Origin of the sequence: Porphyrobacter sp. ULC335, from assembly GCF_025917005.1 — a bacterium.
GTDB lineage: Bacteria > Pseudomonadota > Alphaproteobacteria > Sphingomonadales > Sphingomonadaceae > Erythrobacter.
The window spans coordinates 3247234-3262991 of sequence record NZ_CP078091.1 but is presented as its reverse complement, the minus strand read 5'-3'; the positions used below and the strand labels follow the sequence as shown (position 1 = coordinate 3262991).

Here is a 15758-nt window from a genome sequence, read left to right as displayed (position 1 = left end):
CTGCGCACGCGGGCGCTGTACACATGACAGAACTTGCCGCCGACGAATCCCCCTATTTCAACCGCGAACTTTCGTGGCTGCAATTCAACCAGCGCGTGCTGGCCGAGGCTTGCAACGCGGCCTATCCGCTGCTCGAACGGCTGCGGTTCCTGTCGATCTCCGGCAGCAATCTCGACGAATTCATGATGATCCGCGTCGCCGGGCTGGTCGGGCAGGTGCAGCGCGGGCTGGATACCCCCTCGATCGACGGGCGCAGCCCCTCGCAGCAGCTCGCAGCGATCCGTGCCAAGCTGGCCGAACTGAGCGCGATGCAGCAGACGATCTGGCGCACGGTGCGCAGCGGCCTTGCCGAGGCCGACATTCACGTCGCTGACGAGGAACGCGTCAGCCCGGCCGCGCACAAGTGGCTCAAGAGCTTCTTCCTCAATGAAATCCTCCCGATCATCACGCCGCAGGCGCTCGATCCGGCGCACCCGTTCCCCTTCGTCCAGAACGAGGGCATGGGCCTGCTGTTCACGCTGACCCGCGATGCCACCCGCGAGCAGCTGACCGAGATGGTGCTGATCCCCAGCGCGCTGCCCCGTTTCGTGCGCGTGCCGGACACTGTGACGGGGGAGAACGGCGCGCTCTACATCTCCATCGCGCGGCTCATCCAGCGCTATGCTGCGGAGCTGTTCCCCGGCTTCACCATTCAGGGCGACGGGTTGTTCCGCGTGTTGCGCGACAGCGATATCGAGATCGAGGAAGAGGCCGAGGATCTGGTGCGCACCTTCCGCTCTGCGATCCAGCGGCGGCGGCGCGGGCAGGTCATCCAGCTCGAGATCGAGGAGGATTTCGATCCGACGGCAGAGGCTCTGCTGCTCGACCAGCTTGGCATCAACGAGGCGGCGGTCATCAAGACGGATGGCATGGTGGGCGTTGACGGGCTGGCCGAAATCGTCCGCGAAGACCGGCCCGATCTGAAGTTCGATGCCTACTCGCCGCGCTTTCCCGAGCGCATCCGCGAGCATGACGGCGATGCCTTCTCCGCGATCCGCGAGAAGGACATCATCATCCACCACCCCTATGAAAGCTTCGAGGTGGTGGTCGATTTCATCCGGCAGGCGGCGGCCGATCCCGATGTGGTGGCGATCAAGCAGACGCTCTACCGCGCAGGCTCGCAATCGGCTGTCATCAACGCGCTGATCGAGGCGGCTGAGGCCGGCAAATCGGTGACCGCCGTGGTCGAGTTGAAGGCGCGCTTTGACGAGGAGCAGAACCTGCATTGGGCAGGCAAGCTGGAACGCGCGGGCGTGCAGGTGATCTATGGCTTCACCGACTGGAAGACCCACGCCAAGGTGGCGATGGTGGTGCGGCGCGAAGGCGATACTTTCCGCACCTATTGCCACCTCGGCACCGGGAATTACCATCCCGTCACCGCGCGGGTTTACACCGATCTCAGCTTCTTCACCGCCGATCCCAAGCTGGGGCGCGATGTCGCCAAGATGTTCAATTTCGTCACCGGCTATGTCGAGCCGCACAGCCTGGAACGCATCCACATCGCCCCGATCGATCTGCGCGAGGAGATCTACCGGCGCATCGATATCGAAATTGCCCATGCGCAGGCCGGCAAGCCTGCGGCGATCTGGTTCAAGTGCAACCAGCTGACCGATGAAGGCATCATCGACCGGCTCTATGCGGCGAGCAGTGCCGGCGTGCAGGTCGAACTGGTGGTGCGCGGCATTTGCTGTCTGCGTCCGGGCATTGTCGGCCTGTCGGAGAATATCCGGGTCAAATCGATCATCGGCCGCTTCCTTGAACACAGCCGCATCTATGCCTTTGCCAACGGCCACCCGCTGCCCAGCGCCCACGCGGCGGTGTTCATTGCCTCGGCCGACATGATGAGCCGCAATCTCGACCGCCGGGTCGAAGCGCTGATCCCCATCCTCAACCGGACGGTGCATGATCAGGTGCTCCAGCAGGTGCTGCTCGCCAATATGCTCGACAGCGAGCAGAGCTGGTGGCTGCATCCCGATGGAAGCTACACGCGGGTCGAAGTGGGCGCGGATGGGGCCAAGCCGTTCAACTGCCACCGCTATTTCATGACCAACCCGTCGCTCTCGGGTCGCGGCGGCGCGCTTGAAGCGGGCGCGGTTCCCAAGCTTTCGCTGCGCCGGGGAGCGGCGGCATGATCTGGCGGCGGCGCCGCGAGGCGCGCGAAGGCACCTTCAGCGGTGGCAGCGCCGAACGCGCGATCATCGACATCGGGTCGAACACGGTGCGTCTGGTCGTCTATGGCGGCACGATGCGCGCGCCGACCGTGCTGCTCAACGAGAAGGTCACCGCCAAGCTGGGGCGCGAGATTGCCGCAACCGGCAGGCTGGCGGACGAGGCGATGGCGCTGGCGCTGCGCGGGTTGAAGCGCTTTGCCCTGCTGCTCACCGATCTCGGTATCAAGGATGTCGAGACCGTGGCGACGGCTGCGGTGCGTGATGCCGCCAACGGCCCGGAATTCGTCGAAGCCTTGCGCGCCATCGGCCTCAAACCCCGGGTGATCTCGGGCGAGGAAGAGGCGCTGCTGAGCGCATACGGCGTGATCGGCGCTTTCCCCGAAGCGCGCGGGATCGTGGCCGACCTTGGCGGGGGCAGCCTCGAACTTGTGCGCGTGGCGAAGGGCCAGACCGAGGGTGCGAGCACGCTCCCGCTCGGTACGCTGCGCCTGCCCGAACACCGCAAGGGCGGCCGGGCGGAGATGCGCAAAAGCCTCGACAAGGCGATCCGCAAGGGCGGGTGGGATCTGTCGGCCAACACGCCGGACGCCAATGGCGCGCTCTACCTTGTGGGCGGCACGTGGCGGGCCATGGCGGTCTATGCGATGGCGGCGCGCGGCTACCCGTTGAGCGATCCGCACGGGTTCGAGATTGATGCCGTGGCCGCGCAAGACCTCGCCTTGGCGCTTGCCGGAAGCGAGAGCGACGCCTTGAAAGGGCGCGAGCGGATATCCTCGATGCGCGCCGAAAAGCTGCCTGACGCCGCGGTGTTGTTGCAGGCGCTTCTGGCGCGGCTGGCACCCGAAAAGGTGGTGTTCTCCTCCTGGGGCCTGCGCGAAGGGCTGCTCTATGATCGGCTGCCCGCGCACAGCAAGGCGCAGGACCCGCTGATTGCCGGGGTGGCGGTGTTCGCCAGCCAGCGCGGCACGCAGCCTGCGCTGAGCACCCGGATGGCCGCATGGACGCTGGACGCCGCACCGGCGCGCGAACACGGGTCGGAGCGGCTGCGGCTGGCAGCGACCATGCTCGCGCTCGCCGCGATGCAGATCGAGCCGAACATCCGTCTGCCGCAGGCGATCAACTGGGCGCTGCAAAAGCGCTGGATCGGCATCGACGGCAAGGGCCGGGCGATGCTCGCCGCGGCGATCTCCGCCAATGGCAACCAGATGAACCTGCCCGCCGAAGTGCGCGCGCTGGCGAGCGAGGAGGCCATCGAGGAAGCGGTGCGCTGGGGTCTGGCCTTGCGGCTTGCCCGCAGGCTCGGCGCGCAGTCACCCCGCTCGCTGGAGGTCAGCCGCCTGCTGGTCGAAGACGGCGTGCTGGTGCTGCAACTCGCGCAGAGCCACGAGGCGCTGTTCGGTGCCCCGACCGAGAAGGATCTGAAGCTGCTCGCCGGACGGCTGGGGCTGGTCTGGCGGGTCGATATCGTGCCGGAGATCGTGCTTTAGGCGCGCTTTTCTTCGCTTCCGAACGGCGAGAAGTCGGTGCCGATGTCGAACAGGTCGACGCCTTCCGCGGCCTTCAGCTTGTTCACCACCACATAGGTCACCGGCGTCAGCACCGCCTCCCACACCACTTTCAGCGCCCAGTTGGTGACCATCACGGTCAGCACCGCCTCGGTCGTCCAGATGCCGTAGAAGGCGACGGGATAGAAGATCAGGCTGTCGACGCCCTGCCCGACAAAGGTCGAACCGATGGTGCGGGTCCACAGGGCGCGGCCCTTGGTCCAGACTTTCATCTTGGCCATGACGAAGGAATTGACGAACTCGCCCGCCCAGAAGGCGACGATCGAAGCGACGACGATGCGCCAGGTGCTGCCGAACACGCTTTCATAGGTGCTCTGGCAGATCGCGCCGCCGGGAATGCCTGCGTCAGCCGTGGACGTAACCGGGCGGGGGCCGCCAAAGCCGCTGGCCGCGCATTCCCATCCGTCAAAGGCGGGCAGGGCTGTGACGACATAGGACATGAATGCGAGGAACAGCATCGCCGCGGTGCCCACCCAGATCACCCGCCGCGCGCGGGCGAAGCCGTAGATCTCGGTCAGCACATCGCCGATCACGTAGCCCAGCGGGAAGAACAGGATCCCCGCGCCGTAGATGAAGGTGCCGTCGGGCGCGGGCCACCAGCCTTCGGGCCAGAACGGCACATCGACAAAGGTCAGTTTGGCCGCGCCGATGATGTTCGACAGCAGCAGGATCGTGACAAACCCCGCCATCACCAGATCATAGTAGCGGAACGTGACCGGCGGACGCGAAGTGGCGACAATCCCGTCGCCGGGATCACGGTCGAATGCGGCGGCAGGATCGAGGGCGGGATCGGGAGCGGTGTTTTCCATCGCTTGTCGGGTTAGCGCGATTCCCTTGTGCGGCAAAGCGCGCTATTGGGGCGGCGGCGCGCGCCCGTAGCTCATCTGGATAGAGCGCGAGACTTCTAATCTTGAGGCAGCAGGTTCGAGTCCTGCCGGGCGCGCCACTGGCTTTGCGGGGGGAATGTTTGGACGGCTTCTGGTCCTGGTCGCTGGTCGTGCTGGTGCCGCTTCTGCTGGCGGCGATGGTGGCGGCGCATGAACTAGGAATGCGGCTGCACAGGCGGTTGTCGGCGACCAGCGGCGAGAGCGACGCGGCGAGCAGCGACGAGGGGTTCATCCTTTCGGGCGTGCTCGGCCTGCTGGCGCTGCTGATGGGCTTTTCCTTCTCGATGGCATTGAGCCGGTTGGAGGACCGCCGCGATTTGATGCTGCAGGAAACCAGTGCGGTCGGCTATCTCGCGATGCTTGCCGAAGGACTGCCGCAGGAACCGGCGGACGCGCTCAAGGCCGATCTGGCGCAATATGCAGCCGCCCGGCTGGACGCTGCCGAACTGGCGGACGGCGCGGCGCGAATCGCAGCCGAGAACAAGGCCGCCGCCTTGCGCGAACCCCTCGCCGCCAAAGTCCGCGCCGTGCTGAAACAGGGCCAGCCCGGGCCGCATGCCGTCGCGCTGGCCGCTGCGTTCGATGCGGTCGAAGATACGGCGGTGCGGCGGCAGGCGCTGACACAGGCGCACCTGCCGTCGCGCGTGCTGTGGCTGCTGGCTGGCTATGCGGTCATCTCTGCCGCGATGCTGGGCTATGCGCTGGCAGGAACGCGCGCGCGGCATCGGGTGGCATCGACCACGCTCTATCTGCTGATCTCGCTCGCCTTCGGGGTCATCCTCGATCTCGACCGGCCGCGCGCGGGCGCGATCGTGGTCGACCAGACGCCCTTTGCGCAGACGGTGAAATCGCTCGCGCCCTAGGCGTCCCACGCCCCATCGACGCGCCGCAGCACCCCGGCCCGCCCGTCGAGCAGCGCCTTGGGGAGCAGTGCGGCGGGCAAGTCCTGATAGCTCACCGGTCGCAGGAAGCGGTCAATGGCGAGCGTGCCGACAGACGTGCTGCGTCCGTCCGACGTTGCGGGGAACGGCCCGCCGTGAACCATCGCGTGGGTCACTTCAACGCCCGTCGGCCAGGCATTGGCGATGATCCGCCCTGCGCGGCTTTCGAGGATCGGGACAAGCTCGCGCGCTGCCGGATAGTCGGCGGTCGCCATGTGCAGCGTGGCGGTGAGCTGGCCTTCCATTGCCGACAGAACCGCTGCCACTTCGGCCAAGTCGGAACACACCACGATGATCGAGGAGGGGCCGAACACCTCGTGGCCGAAAACGGCATTGGAGCGGAACGCCTCTCCCGCGACGGTGAAGACCTGCGCCTGCCCGCAAGCGCCCGAGCCTTGCGCGCCGCTACCGACCAGCACCGCGCCCAACTGTGCGGCGAGGGCTGCGATGCCCTTGGCATAGGCGCTCTGGATGCCTGCGGTGAGCATGGTCTGCGCCGGGATGCCGCCGAGCGCCTCTCCCACAGCGGCGATGAAGCGGGCGGTGGCCTCGTCTTGCACCGCCAGCACGATCCCCGGATTGGTGCAGAACTGCCCTGCGCCCAGCGACAGCGATCCGACATAGGCGGCGGCGAGCGTTTCGGCGGCTTCGGCCATGCGGTGCGGCATCAGGACGACCGGATTGACGCTGCTCATCTCGGCATAGACCGGGATCGGCACGGCGCGCGCAGCGGCGTGGTTCATCAGCGCGAGGCCCCCGGAGCGCGATCCGGTGAAGCCGACAGCGGCAATGCGCGGGTCTTTCACCAGCGCCTCGCCGAGTTCGTGACCGGTGCCGTTGACAAGGCTGAACACGCCGTCCGGCAGCCCTGCTTCACGGATCGCGGCAAGGATTGCGCCTGCCACCAGCTCGGATGTTCCGGGGTGCGCCGGGTGGCCCTTGACCACGACGCAGCACCCGGCAGCGAGCGCCGATGCGGTGTCCCCGCCCGCGACCGAGAAGGCGAGCGGGAAGTTGCTCGCACCGAACACCGCGACGGGGCCGAGCGGGATTTTCCGCATCCTGAGATCAGGCTTGGGCGGGGCACGGTCGGGGATGGCGTGATCGATCCGCAGGCCCTGCCAGCCGCCATTCTCGACCTCGTCGGCGAACAGGCGCAACTGGCCGACCGTGCGCCCGCGCTCGCCATTGAGGCGCGCTTCGGGCAAGCCGCTTTCGAGCATGGCGCGGCGGGTCAGCGTGTCGCCGAGGGCGTCGATCTTCTCCGCGATCAGACGCAGGAAGGCGGCCCGCTGGGGCAGGGATTGGGCGGCAAACACCGGCTGCGCGGCAGCCGCCGCCGCACAGGCATCGGCCACATCGGCGGCGCTCGCTTGCGCAAACGCCGGTTCCAGCGCCGTGCCGCTTGCAGCCTCCACGGCGGCAAAGTTGCGTGCACCGCCGCGCCATTCGCCCGCAACCAGATTGAGGCCCGTCAACATTCCCATTCTCCCGAAAGCTTCGAATCTGTTCTGTGAAAACGCGGCTTGCCATAGCGCGTTTTTCAGTGAAAGGTAGCGCTACCATAATTGGTGTGGGTTGCAACATAGCAACCGGGGAGAGGGATCTTGGATACAACGCGTGGCGGCGCCAATATGGTGCTGATTTCGGCGATCGTGGCTGTGGCGACGATCGGGGGGTTGTTGTTCGGTTATGACAGCGGGGCGGTGAACGGCACGCAGCCGGGGCTGAAGGCGGCCTTCGCCCTGAGCGAGGGCGGACTGGGCTTCACCGTCGGTTCGCTGCTGATCGGCTGCTTCATCGGCGCGTTCTTTGCCGGCACGCTGGCGGACCAGATGGGACGGCGCAACGTCATGCGTGTCGCCGCGCTGCTGTTTCTGGCCGGTGCGCTAGTGCAGGGGCTAACCGAAAGCCACGTGATGTTCGTCATCGCGCGTATCGCAGGCGGCATGGCCGTGGGCGCAGCGAGCGTGCTATCACCCGCTTATATCGCCGAGGTCGCCCCTGCCAATATTCGCGGTCGGATGACCACGGTGCAGCAGATCATGATCATCACCGGCCTGACGCTGGCGTTCCTTGTCAATTACGTGCTGGCCGGAGTGGCGGGAGATTCGACCGCAGCCCTGTGGGGCGGGATCGCAGCGTGGCGCTGGATGTATCTGATGCAGGCCTTGCCCGCCGCCATCTTCCTTGGCGCGCTGTTCTTCATTCCGGAAAGCCCGCGCTATCTGGTGGCCAAGGGCCGGTTTGACGAGGCTGCCAAGGTGCTGACCGACCTGTTCGGTTCAGGCGAAGCTGCAACCAAGCTGGAAGAAATCCGCGCCAGCTTTTCCCAGGATCACAAGCCCCGCCTTGCCGATGTGCTCGCGCCTCCTGGCACCAAGAGCTTGCTCGGGATGCGCCCGATCGTGTGGGTGGGGATCATGCTGGCGGTGTTCCAGCAGCTCGTCGGGATCAACGTCATCTTCTATTATGGCTCAACGCTGTGGCAGCTGGCGGGCTTTACCGAGGCGGATTCGCTGCTCATCAACATTGTCTCGGGCGCGGTTTCGATTGCGGCATGCTTTGTGACGATCGCGGTGATCGACAAGGTGGGGCGCAAGCCGCTGCTGCTGATCGGATCGGCGGGCATGGCAGCGGCATTGTTCGTCATGGTGTTCGTGTTCGGCCAGGGCAGCCTTGATGCGAGCGGTAACCTCGTGCTCTCCGCCGGTCTCGGCACGACGGCGGTTGTGGCGGCCAACCTCTACGTCATCTTCTTCAACGTCAGCTGGGGCCCGGTGATGTGGGTGATGCTGGCCGAGATGTTCCCCAACCAGATTCGCGGATCGGCGCTGGCGGTGGCGGGTTTCTTCCAGTGGTTCGCCAATTATCTCATCGCCCAATCCTTCCCGCTGATGGCGGCAGGCATCGGGCTTGCCGCAAGCTACAGCTTCTACGCCGTATGCGCGGTGATCAGCTTCTTCCTCGTCCAGCGTTTCATTGTCGAAACCAAGGGCAAGGAGCTGGAGGAGATGGTGGGCTGAGCCCGCTGCTGGTATCGAGGACGCCATGACGTCAGATGCACCCCGGCCGATCCGTGTCGTCGTCCTTGGCGGCGGCACGGCGGGCTGGATGACCGCCGCAGGCATCGCCAAGCTGCTCCCCGGCCTCGCCAGTGTCCAACTGGTCGAGAGCGAGGAAATCGGCATCGTCGGCGTGGGCGAGGCGACGCTGCCGCACATCCGCGGTTTCGTCGAAAAGCTCGGGATCGACGAGGCGGCCTTCATGAAAGCCACCCACGCGACCTTCAAGCTGGGGATCGACTTCCGCGATTTCGGGCGGATCGGGGAAAGCTACATTCACCCCTTCGGTTCCTTCGGCGAGGAAGTGGCGGGGGTGGGCTTCCACCACTACTGGCTGGAACTCGCCCGCCACGGCATGGCGCGCGATCTGGGCGATTATTCGCTGGCGGTCGCCGCTGCCAAGGCCAACCGCTTCCGCCCGCCATCGCAGGACGACGGCCTCGGCTCGACCTATGGCTATGCCTACCAGTTCGATGCGACGCTGTTCGGCCCCTTCATGCGCGAATTCGGTCTGACCATCGGGGTCGAGCGGCACGAGGGGAAGGTGACCAGCGTCGAACGTGACGCGCAAAGCGGCGATGTTGTCGCGTTGCTGCTCGCAGACGGGCGGCGGATCGAGGGTGATCTGTTCGTCGACTGCTCGGGCTTCCGCTCGATCCTGCTCGGGCAGGAACTCAAGGTGCCGTGGGAGGACTGGACGCACTGGCTCCCTTGCGACCGGGCGGCGGCGATGCCCTGCACCCACGCAACCGAAGACCTGCGCCCCTATACCACCGCCACCGCCATGCCCGCCGGATGGCGCTGGCAGATCCCGCTCCAGCACCGCATGGGCAACGGCTATGTGTTCTCGAGCGCGCATATCGACGAGGATCAGGCCTGCGCGGCGATCCGCGCCGCTGCCGAGGGCACCCCGCTCGCCGATCCGCGCATCCTGCGGTTCCGGCCCGGCCGGCGCGCACAATCCTGGAGCCACAATGTCATCGGCGTCGGCCTTGCCAGCGGGTTCCTAGAGCCGCTTGAGTCCACGTCGATCTACCTTGCGCAAATGGCGATCACCTATCTGATCGAGCTGTTCCCTGCAGCAGCCGGCCAGATCGACCCGCGCGACCGGGACGAATTCAACCGGCTGGTCGACATGGAATATGACCGGGTGCGCGATTTCCTGATCCTGCACTACCACGCCACCACCCGCGACGATTCCGAGTTCTGGAATCACGTGCGCACCATGACGGTGCCGGACAGCCTTGAAGCCAAGCTGGAACTGTGGCGCAGGGCGGGGCGGATCGAGAAATATTCCGACGGGCTGTTCTACGATGCCAGCTGGATCGCGGTCTATGTCGGGCAGGGGATGCTGCCCGAGGCACATGACCCGCGCGCCGCAATGATCGCGCCCGATGCGCTCGCCCGCGCGACCGAGCGGTTGCGCATGGCGGTGACGGGCGAGGTCGCGGCCATGCCCGGCCATCGCGAATATCTCCGCCGCGAAGCCGCGCGCCTGGCCGAGGCGGCGTGAGCCAGCCGCGCGCACCTTTGCGCCGCGTCGTCGTGGTGGGCGGCGGGCAGCTGGGCGTGCTTGCCGCGATCGCTTTGCGCCGCAGCTTGCCCGGCTGCGAGGTGGTGGTGATCGGCACCCAGCCAAGCCCCGCCGCCTTTGCCGACTGGTCGCCCACGGCCATGCCCTTCACCAACAAGCTGCACGACCGGCTGGGCATTGCCGAGGAAGATATTGTCACCAAGGCGGGCGGATCATACCGGCTCGTCACCCGCTACGCCGGATGGGGCGGGGCAGGGCAGGAGGGCGTCACCGCCTATGGCGAGGCGCTCGACCCGGCGCTCAAGACCGCGTTTGCGCGGGCATGGGGCAAGGTTCGCCCGCTGGCGGAGGGCGCGCCGCCTGCGGGGAGCATCGCGCAGGTGCTGGCCGAAGCGGGCCGTTTCGCCCCGCCGCCGCCGGGTGAGCCGACCCCGATCTCGGCGGTCGATTATGCGCTGCGCTGGCATCCGGGGGCCTACCGCGCGCTGCTGATCCAGCACGCCGAGGCGCTTGGGGTTGCCTATGTCCAGGGCGTGATCGACCGGATCGAGCCGGGTGCCGCAAGTGGTGATGGCGATGCCATCGCTGCCATCGGCGTGACCGGGCAGGGCATGATCGCCGCCGATCTGTTCATCGATTGCAGCGGGCCGCAGGCGAGCCTGCTCGCCGCGCATCCGCGGTTTGCCTTCACCGACTGGTCGGCCGCCTTGCCGACCCGCCATGTCTATCTGGCCGAGCCGTCTGCGCCGGTGATCGCGCTGGAGGACCGGGTGACGCTTGCCAGTGCCGGCTGGCTCGCCGAGGTTGCGGGGCGTGACGGGCGGCACGCCATGCTTGGCACCGCTGCGCCGCTGGAGCGCGGCGCGGCCGAGGCGCTGCTGGGCGCGTCGCTGCGGGGTGCCGTGGCGCTGAGCCCGGGCCGCGCCGCTGCGCCGTGGATCGGCAACATCATCGCGCTGGGAGATGCCGCCGCGCGGTTCGATCCGCTGGGGCCGCTGCACCTCGATCTGGCACACCGCCAGCTGGCGCTGCTGATCGAGATGCTGCCCGGCCGCGACATCTCGCCATTGGAACGCGCCGAGTATAACCGCAGGTCGGGCCTGATGATGGACGGCGTGTGCGAGGTGATCGCGCTCCATTACGCCGCTTCGGGCGCGCGGGCCGTGTTCGGCGACAGGCCGGTGCCCGGGCAGGGGGCGGCGGTGATCGACCAGTTCGAACGGCGCGGACGCATCCCTTTCCGCGAGGAACTGCCCTTGCTGGGGCAGGAGCAATTCGCGCTGCTGGTGGCGCTCGGCTGGGCGCCCGGCCTGCCGCCTGCCGCACGCGGCGAGGATGCGGCGGGAGAGGCGCGGGCGCGTGCCGCTTTCGAGAGCGAGGCGCGCGCCGCACTCGCCTTTGCGCCGCCTTATGCTGAATGGTTGGCGCGGGCGCTTTCGGCTAACCGAGCGCCCGCCGGATAATCGCCTTCATCTGCGCAAACAGCGACGGTGAGGGCGGGCCAAGCACGCCCTTGGCGTGATCCGGAAGGTGCGCCGAAGCATCGACCCCGGTGCCGAAGGCATAGTAATCGAGGATATGCCGCCACACCGCGCGCTGGTCATCGGGAAGGTGCCGGTAGGCGAGCATGGCGTGGATCAGGGCTTCGTAAGGGCTGGCGACCCCTTCCGGCTGGCCCGGGTTCCACCAGTAATTGACCAGGATGCTCACCGGCGCGAGCGAATCCACGCCGTGCCACCAGCCATAGGGAATGTAGATCGCGTCCCCCGGTTCGAGCGTCCCGATCTCGGCATGGCGCGCGGCCTCGTCGAACAGCGGGTAACGTTCAAGATCGGGCGCGGCCGGATCGACCATGCTGACCGGAACGCCCGCCGGGGTCAGTTCGAACGGGCCGGGATAAAGGCCGGCGATCTGGTCCGGCGGATAGAGCGTAAAGCGGCGCTGCCCGGCGACGCAGCAGGCGACATTCTCCTTGGCATCGTAATGCGTGCCGACGCGGATGCGGTTGCCGATCCAGATGCGCGCCGTGACATCGGGCAACAGCGCCAGCTGGTTTTCGCGCGCGAACGCGGGGAGGAGGGTGGCAATTTCCTCCGATTGCACCGCCATTGCGGGCGGATCGGGCATGGTCGCGGCGCCCAGCAGGTCGCCGAGAAACTCTTCCAGCCGTCCGTTCCCGCGCACGAAGTTGAGCCGGGTGAGATCGGGCGTGTAGAAGAACCGCCCGCCTTCCGATGGCGCGGCGGCAATCGCGCCCACGGGGCGGGATGTGCCCTCGCGGCAAAGATAGGCGACGATCGCGGCGTCTCCCGCCTCGGCGGCGGCGACCGCAGGCCAATCTGCCACGATCCCGCGCAGCACCACAGGCCGCCCGGCAGCGCGGATTGCGGCGAAGCGCTCGGCATCGATCGGCCCCGTGACGTCCGCCATCGGGCGGGGTGCTGGCAGCGCGCTCATGAGGTGAGGTAATCCTCGTGCGCGATGGCTCCGCCGTTGGCTTGCAGGAATTCGCCTTGCGTCGGCAATTGCTCGACCGTCTGGGCGATCACCGCGCGGATATGCGCGAGGCGGGTGCGGGTTTCTTCCGCATCCAGCATCCACGCCGCCGGGTGGTAGCTCTGCGGGGTTACGCCCTGCGACAGCATGACAGACAGCCAGCTATCCTCGGTGAACAGCTCGTTGTTCTCGCGGATGATGCGACCCGAACTGGTGAACAGGTCCAGCTTTTCCCGAAGGCTGTCGGGCGGCGGGAGGTTGCGGCAATAACGCCAGAACTCCGAATCGTCGCGCTCGCTCGCGCGGTAATGCAGCACCAGAAAATCGCGGATATTGCGGTATTCGCGGGTGGTTTCGAGGTTGAAGCGGTCAATTTCGACCTGACCGAAACCCGTGTCCGGGAACAGCGCCATCAGCCGCGCGATGCCCGATTGCACCAGATGGATCGAGGTGGATTCGAGCGGTTCCAGGAAGCCTCCTGCAAGGCCCAGCGCCACCACATTCCTGTCCCACGCCCGCACCCGGTGCCCCGCCTTGAACGAAAGCTGGTTGGGATCGGCGAGCGGTTTGCCATCGAGGTTGGCGAGCAGCAGATCGGTTGCCGCGCTGCGATCCATATGGCTCGACGAGAACACATGCCCGTTACCGATGCGGTGCTGGAGCGGGATGCGCCACTGCCACCCGGCAGGGCGCGCGGTGGAGCGGGTCAGCGGCTCGTTCGCGCCGCCCAGCTCGCAGGGGATAGCCACGGCGGAATCGCAAGGCAGCCACTTGCTCCAATCCGTGAAGGGCACATCCAGCGTCTGCCCCAGCAGCAGCGAGCGGAAGCCCGAGCAATCGATGAACAGCTCGCCCGCCACCTCGCGCCCGTCTTCGAGAACCAGCGAAGTGACGAAGCCGCTTTCCGGGTCCTGCTTGACATTGGTGATGCGCCCTTCGACCCGCACGGCGCCCTGCGCCTCGGAATAGCGCCGCAGAAAGCGGGCATAGCGGCCCGCGTCGAACTGGAAGGCGTAGGACAGCTTCGCCATGGGCGAGCGCGGATTGTCTGTGCGGGGCCAGCCGAACCGGCCAGCCTTGCCCGCCGCGGCCGCAATCGAATAATCATCGATCCGCGAAGTATCGCCCAGGCTCTGCCCGCGCAGCCAGAAGTGCTGGAAATCGATCCCCAGCATGTCGATCCCGAAGCTGCCGAAGGGGTGGACATAGGAATGGCCCGGCCGCAGCCAGTCGACGAATTCGATGCCGAGTTTGTAGGTGGCGCGGGTCTCGCGCATGAACTCCATCTCGTCGATGCCGAGCAGGCGGTTGAAGCCGATGATCTGCGGGATCGTCGCCTCGCCCACGCCGACCGTGCCGATCGCCTCGCTTTCGACCAGCGTGACCGACAGGCCCGGCATCTGGCCGAGCACGCGCACCATCGCGGCTGCGGTCATCCATCCGGCCGTGCCACCGCCGACGACGACGATCTTGGTGACGGGCGGCGCGCTCATGCGTTTGCTGCCCGGACGAGCGGGGCGTCGTGCCAGCTGCCTGATTGCCGCAGGAAATCCTCGTGCACGGGAAGCCTGCCCGCAACATCGGCATAGGCGGCGCGCATCTGCGCCATGGCTGCGGCGACCTTGCCTTCGTCGAGCGTGTCGGCAATCGGGTCATGGGTTTCGGGCCAGATATTCTGCCCCAGCATCACCGCGATCCAGCTGGGCGCGGAAAACAGTTCGGCATTTTCGCGGAACACCCGCCCGCGGTGCTGCCACAGCGCCATCTTGCGCGAGAGGCTGTCGGGCACGTCCATGTGCTTCACATAGCGCCAGAATTCCGAATCCTCGCGCTGCGTGGCCTTGTAGTGGAGGATGATGAAATCACGCACATCCTCGAACAATTCGCGCATCCCGCGGTTGTATTCGTCGCGCTCCACCGGACGGATCGGCAGGTCGGGGAACAGCGCGAAAAGCCGCGCGATGCCGTTCTGGATAAGGTGGATCGAAGTCGACTCGAGCGGCTCGATAAAGCCCGACGACAGCCCGAGCGCCACGACATTGTGGTTCCATGCCTTGCGCCGCATTCCGGTGAGGAACTTCAGCCCGCGCGGTTCGGCCAGCGGTTCGCTTTCGAGATGGGCGAGCAGAATGTCGCGCGCCGCCTCTTCTTCCATGAAGCCACTTGAATAGACATGCCCGTTGCCGGTGCGGTGCTGCAGCGGGATGCGCCACTGCCACCCGGCGCTGTGCGCGGTGGCGCGGGTGAAGGGATCGGGCGGGCCGGGCGAGCGGGACGGTACGGCCAGCGCGCGGTTCATCGGCAGCCAGCGGCTCCAGTCCTCGTAGCCGGTTTCCAGCGCTTCCTCGATCAGCAACCCGCGGAAGCCCGAGCAATCGATGAACAGATCGCCCGCAACGGTGGTGCCATTGTCGAGCGTCACGCTGGCGACATCGCCATTCTCGCCGTCGCGGGTGACATTGGTGATCTGCCCTTCGATCCGGGTGACGCCCTGGCGTTCGGCTAGGCGGCGCAGGTAGGCGGCGTAGAGCCCGGCATCGAAGTGGTAGGCATAGGCGATCTCGCGTACCACAGATTGCGCGCCTGCCGCGGGGCGCGCGAATCGGCCAGCGCGTGCCGCCGCCGTGCTCATCGAATAATCGCCGATTCCGCCTGCTGCGGTGCCGCTGCGGGCCTGTTCGCGCAGCCACAGCTGGTGGAAGGCGATGCCGTGGAGGTCCTGCCCGAATTCGCCGAAGGGGTGGAAATAGCGATCACCCTGCCGGCCCCAGTTGACGAACTCGATACCCAGTTTGCAGGTGCCGCGCGTCTCGCGCAGGAATTCAGCCTCGGGAATGTCGAGCATTGCATTGAAGTTGCGGATTGGCGGGATGGTCGCCTCGCCCACGCCGACCGTGCCGATGGCGTCGGATTCGATCAATGTGACCGTGCGCCGCCCATCGTTGAAGAAGCGCGACAGCGCGGCGGCCGCCATCCATCCGGCGGTGCCCCCGCCGACAATGACGACCCGCGCAAGGCGGCCCGCGTTACCGATACCATTGATCCCAGACATCCTGCTCC

General features: G+C 66.8%; 11 protein-coding genes and 1 tRNA gene. 7 read left to right on the top strand and 5 right to left on the bottom strand.

All coding sequences use genetic code 11. The annotated features are described in order from the left end of the window. Positions 1–23: 23 nt before the first annotated feature. Positions 24–2171, top strand: a complete 2148-nt coding sequence (locus KVF90_RS15650; RefSeq protein ID WP_264392488.1) for an RNA degradosome polyphosphate kinase — start codon at positions 24–26, stop codon at positions 2169–2171. Next, a complete protein-coding gene (locus KVF90_RS15645) occupies positions 2168–3697 on the top strand; it encodes a Ppx/GppA family phosphatase (protein ID WP_264392487.1) in 1530 nt (509 codons plus the stop codon). The genes KVF90_RS15650 and KVF90_RS15645 overlap by 4 nt, the downstream gene beginning before the upstream one ends. Here the strand turns inward: KVF90_RS15645 and KVF90_RS15640 are convergent. Continuing rightward, positions 3694–4584, bottom strand: coding sequence for a queuosine precursor transporter (locus KVF90_RS15640; RefSeq protein ID WP_264392486.1), 891 nt, complete (start codon positions 4582–4584; stop codon positions 3694–3696). The two genes, KVF90_RS15645 and KVF90_RS15640, sit on opposite strands and share 4 nt — an antisense overlap. A 60-nt stretch (positions 4585–4644) precedes the next feature. Here KVF90_RS15640 and KVF90_RS15635 point away from each other — a divergent pair. Both KVF90_RS15635 and KVF90_RS15630 read left to right on the top strand, forming a co-directional pair. After that, positions 4645–4721 (top strand) — tRNA-Arg (locus KVF90_RS15635). Positions 4722–4742: 21 nt separating this feature from the next. Continuing rightward, entirely contained in the window at positions 4743–5525 is a 783-nt protein-coding gene (locus KVF90_RS15630; protein WP_264392485.1) for a hypothetical protein, read from the top strand. Here KVF90_RS15630 and KVF90_RS15625 read toward each other — a convergent pair. Continuing rightward, entirely contained in the window at positions 5522–7084 is a 1563-nt protein-coding gene (locus KVF90_RS15625; protein WP_264392484.1) for an aldehyde dehydrogenase (NADP(+)), read from the bottom strand. The genes KVF90_RS15630 and KVF90_RS15625 overlap by 4 nt on opposite strands. A gap of 153 nt (positions 7085–7237) precedes the next feature. Between KVF90_RS15625 and KVF90_RS15620 the strand changes: the two genes are divergently transcribed. The 3 genes from KVF90_RS15620 to KVF90_RS15610 are packed head-to-tail and all read left to right on the top strand — an operon-like array spanning position 7238 to position 11665. After that, a complete protein-coding gene (locus tag KVF90_RS15620) occupies positions 7238–8629 on the top strand; it encodes a sugar porter family MFS transporter (protein WP_264394558.1) in 1392 nt (463 codons plus the stop codon). A 25-nt stretch (positions 8630–8654) separates the two neighbouring features. Further along, entirely contained in the window at positions 8655–10181 is a 1527-nt protein-coding gene (locus tag KVF90_RS15615) for a tryptophan halogenase family protein (protein WP_264392483.1), read from the top strand. Beyond that, positions 10178–11665 carry a tryptophan 7-halogenase gene (locus KVF90_RS15610; protein WP_264392482.1) on the top strand — a complete coding sequence of 496 codons (1488 nt, stop codon included), beginning with the start codon at positions 10178–10180 and terminating at the stop codon, positions 11663–11665. The genes KVF90_RS15615 and KVF90_RS15610 overlap by 4 nt, the downstream gene beginning before the upstream one ends. Here KVF90_RS15610 and KVF90_RS15605 read toward each other — a convergent pair. Genes KVF90_RS15605 through KVF90_RS15595 form a run of 3 tightly spaced genes read right to left on the bottom strand, consistent with a single transcriptional unit; the run spans position 11643 to position 15750 of the window. After that, complete coding sequence (locus KVF90_RS15605) at positions 11643–12659, bottom strand: cupin-like domain-containing protein (protein ID WP_264392481.1); 1017 nt, start codon at positions 12657–12659, stop codon at positions 11643–11645. The two genes, KVF90_RS15610 and KVF90_RS15605, sit on opposite strands and share 23 nt — an antisense overlap. Further along, positions 12656–14191, bottom strand: a complete 1536-nt coding sequence (locus KVF90_RS15600) for a tryptophan halogenase family protein (protein WP_264392480.1) — start codon at positions 14189–14191, stop codon at positions 12656–12658. The genes KVF90_RS15605 and KVF90_RS15600 overlap by 4 nt, the downstream gene beginning before the upstream one ends. Next, positions 14188–15750, bottom strand: a complete 1563-nt coding sequence (locus KVF90_RS15595) for a tryptophan halogenase family protein (protein ID WP_264392479.1) — start codon at positions 15748–15750, stop codon at positions 14188–14190. The genes KVF90_RS15600 and KVF90_RS15595 overlap by 4 nt, the downstream gene beginning before the upstream one ends. Positions 15751–15758: the final 8 nt, after the last annotated feature.

Coding starts and splice junctions, on each gene's coding strand:
- KVF90_RS15650 (WP_264392488.1), top strand. CDS start 24: ATGACAGAACTTGCCGCCGACGAATCCCCCTATTTCAACCGCGAACTT.
- KVF90_RS15615 (WP_264392483.1), top strand. CDS start 8,655: ATGACGTCAGATGCACCCCGGCCGATCCGTGTCGTCGTCCTTGGCGGC.
- KVF90_RS15595 (WP_264392479.1), bottom strand. CDS start 15,750: ATGTCTGGGATCAATGGTATCGGTAACGCGGGCCGCCTTGCGCGGGTC.
- KVF90_RS15625 (WP_264392484.1), bottom strand. CDS start 7,084: ATGTTGACGGGCCTCAATCTGGTTGCGGGCGAATGGCGCGGCGGTGCA.
- KVF90_RS15605 (WP_264392481.1), bottom strand. CDS start 12,659: ATGAGCGCGCTGCCAGCACCCCGCCCGATGGCGGACGTCACGGGGCCG.
- KVF90_RS15645 (WP_264392487.1), top strand. CDS start 2,168: ATGATCTGGCGGCGGCGCCGCGAGGCGCGCGAAGGCACCTTCAGCGGT.
- KVF90_RS15600 (WP_264392480.1), bottom strand. CDS start 14,191: ATGAGCGCGCCGCCCGTCACCAAGATCGTCGTCGTCGGCGGTGGCACG.
- KVF90_RS15620 (WP_264394558.1), top strand. CDS start 7,238: ATGGTGCTGATTTCGGCGATCGTGGCTGTGGCGACGATCGGGGGGTTG.
- KVF90_RS15640 (WP_264392486.1), bottom strand. CDS start 4,584: ATGGAAAACACCGCTCCCGATCCCGCCCTCGATCCTGCCGCCGCATTC.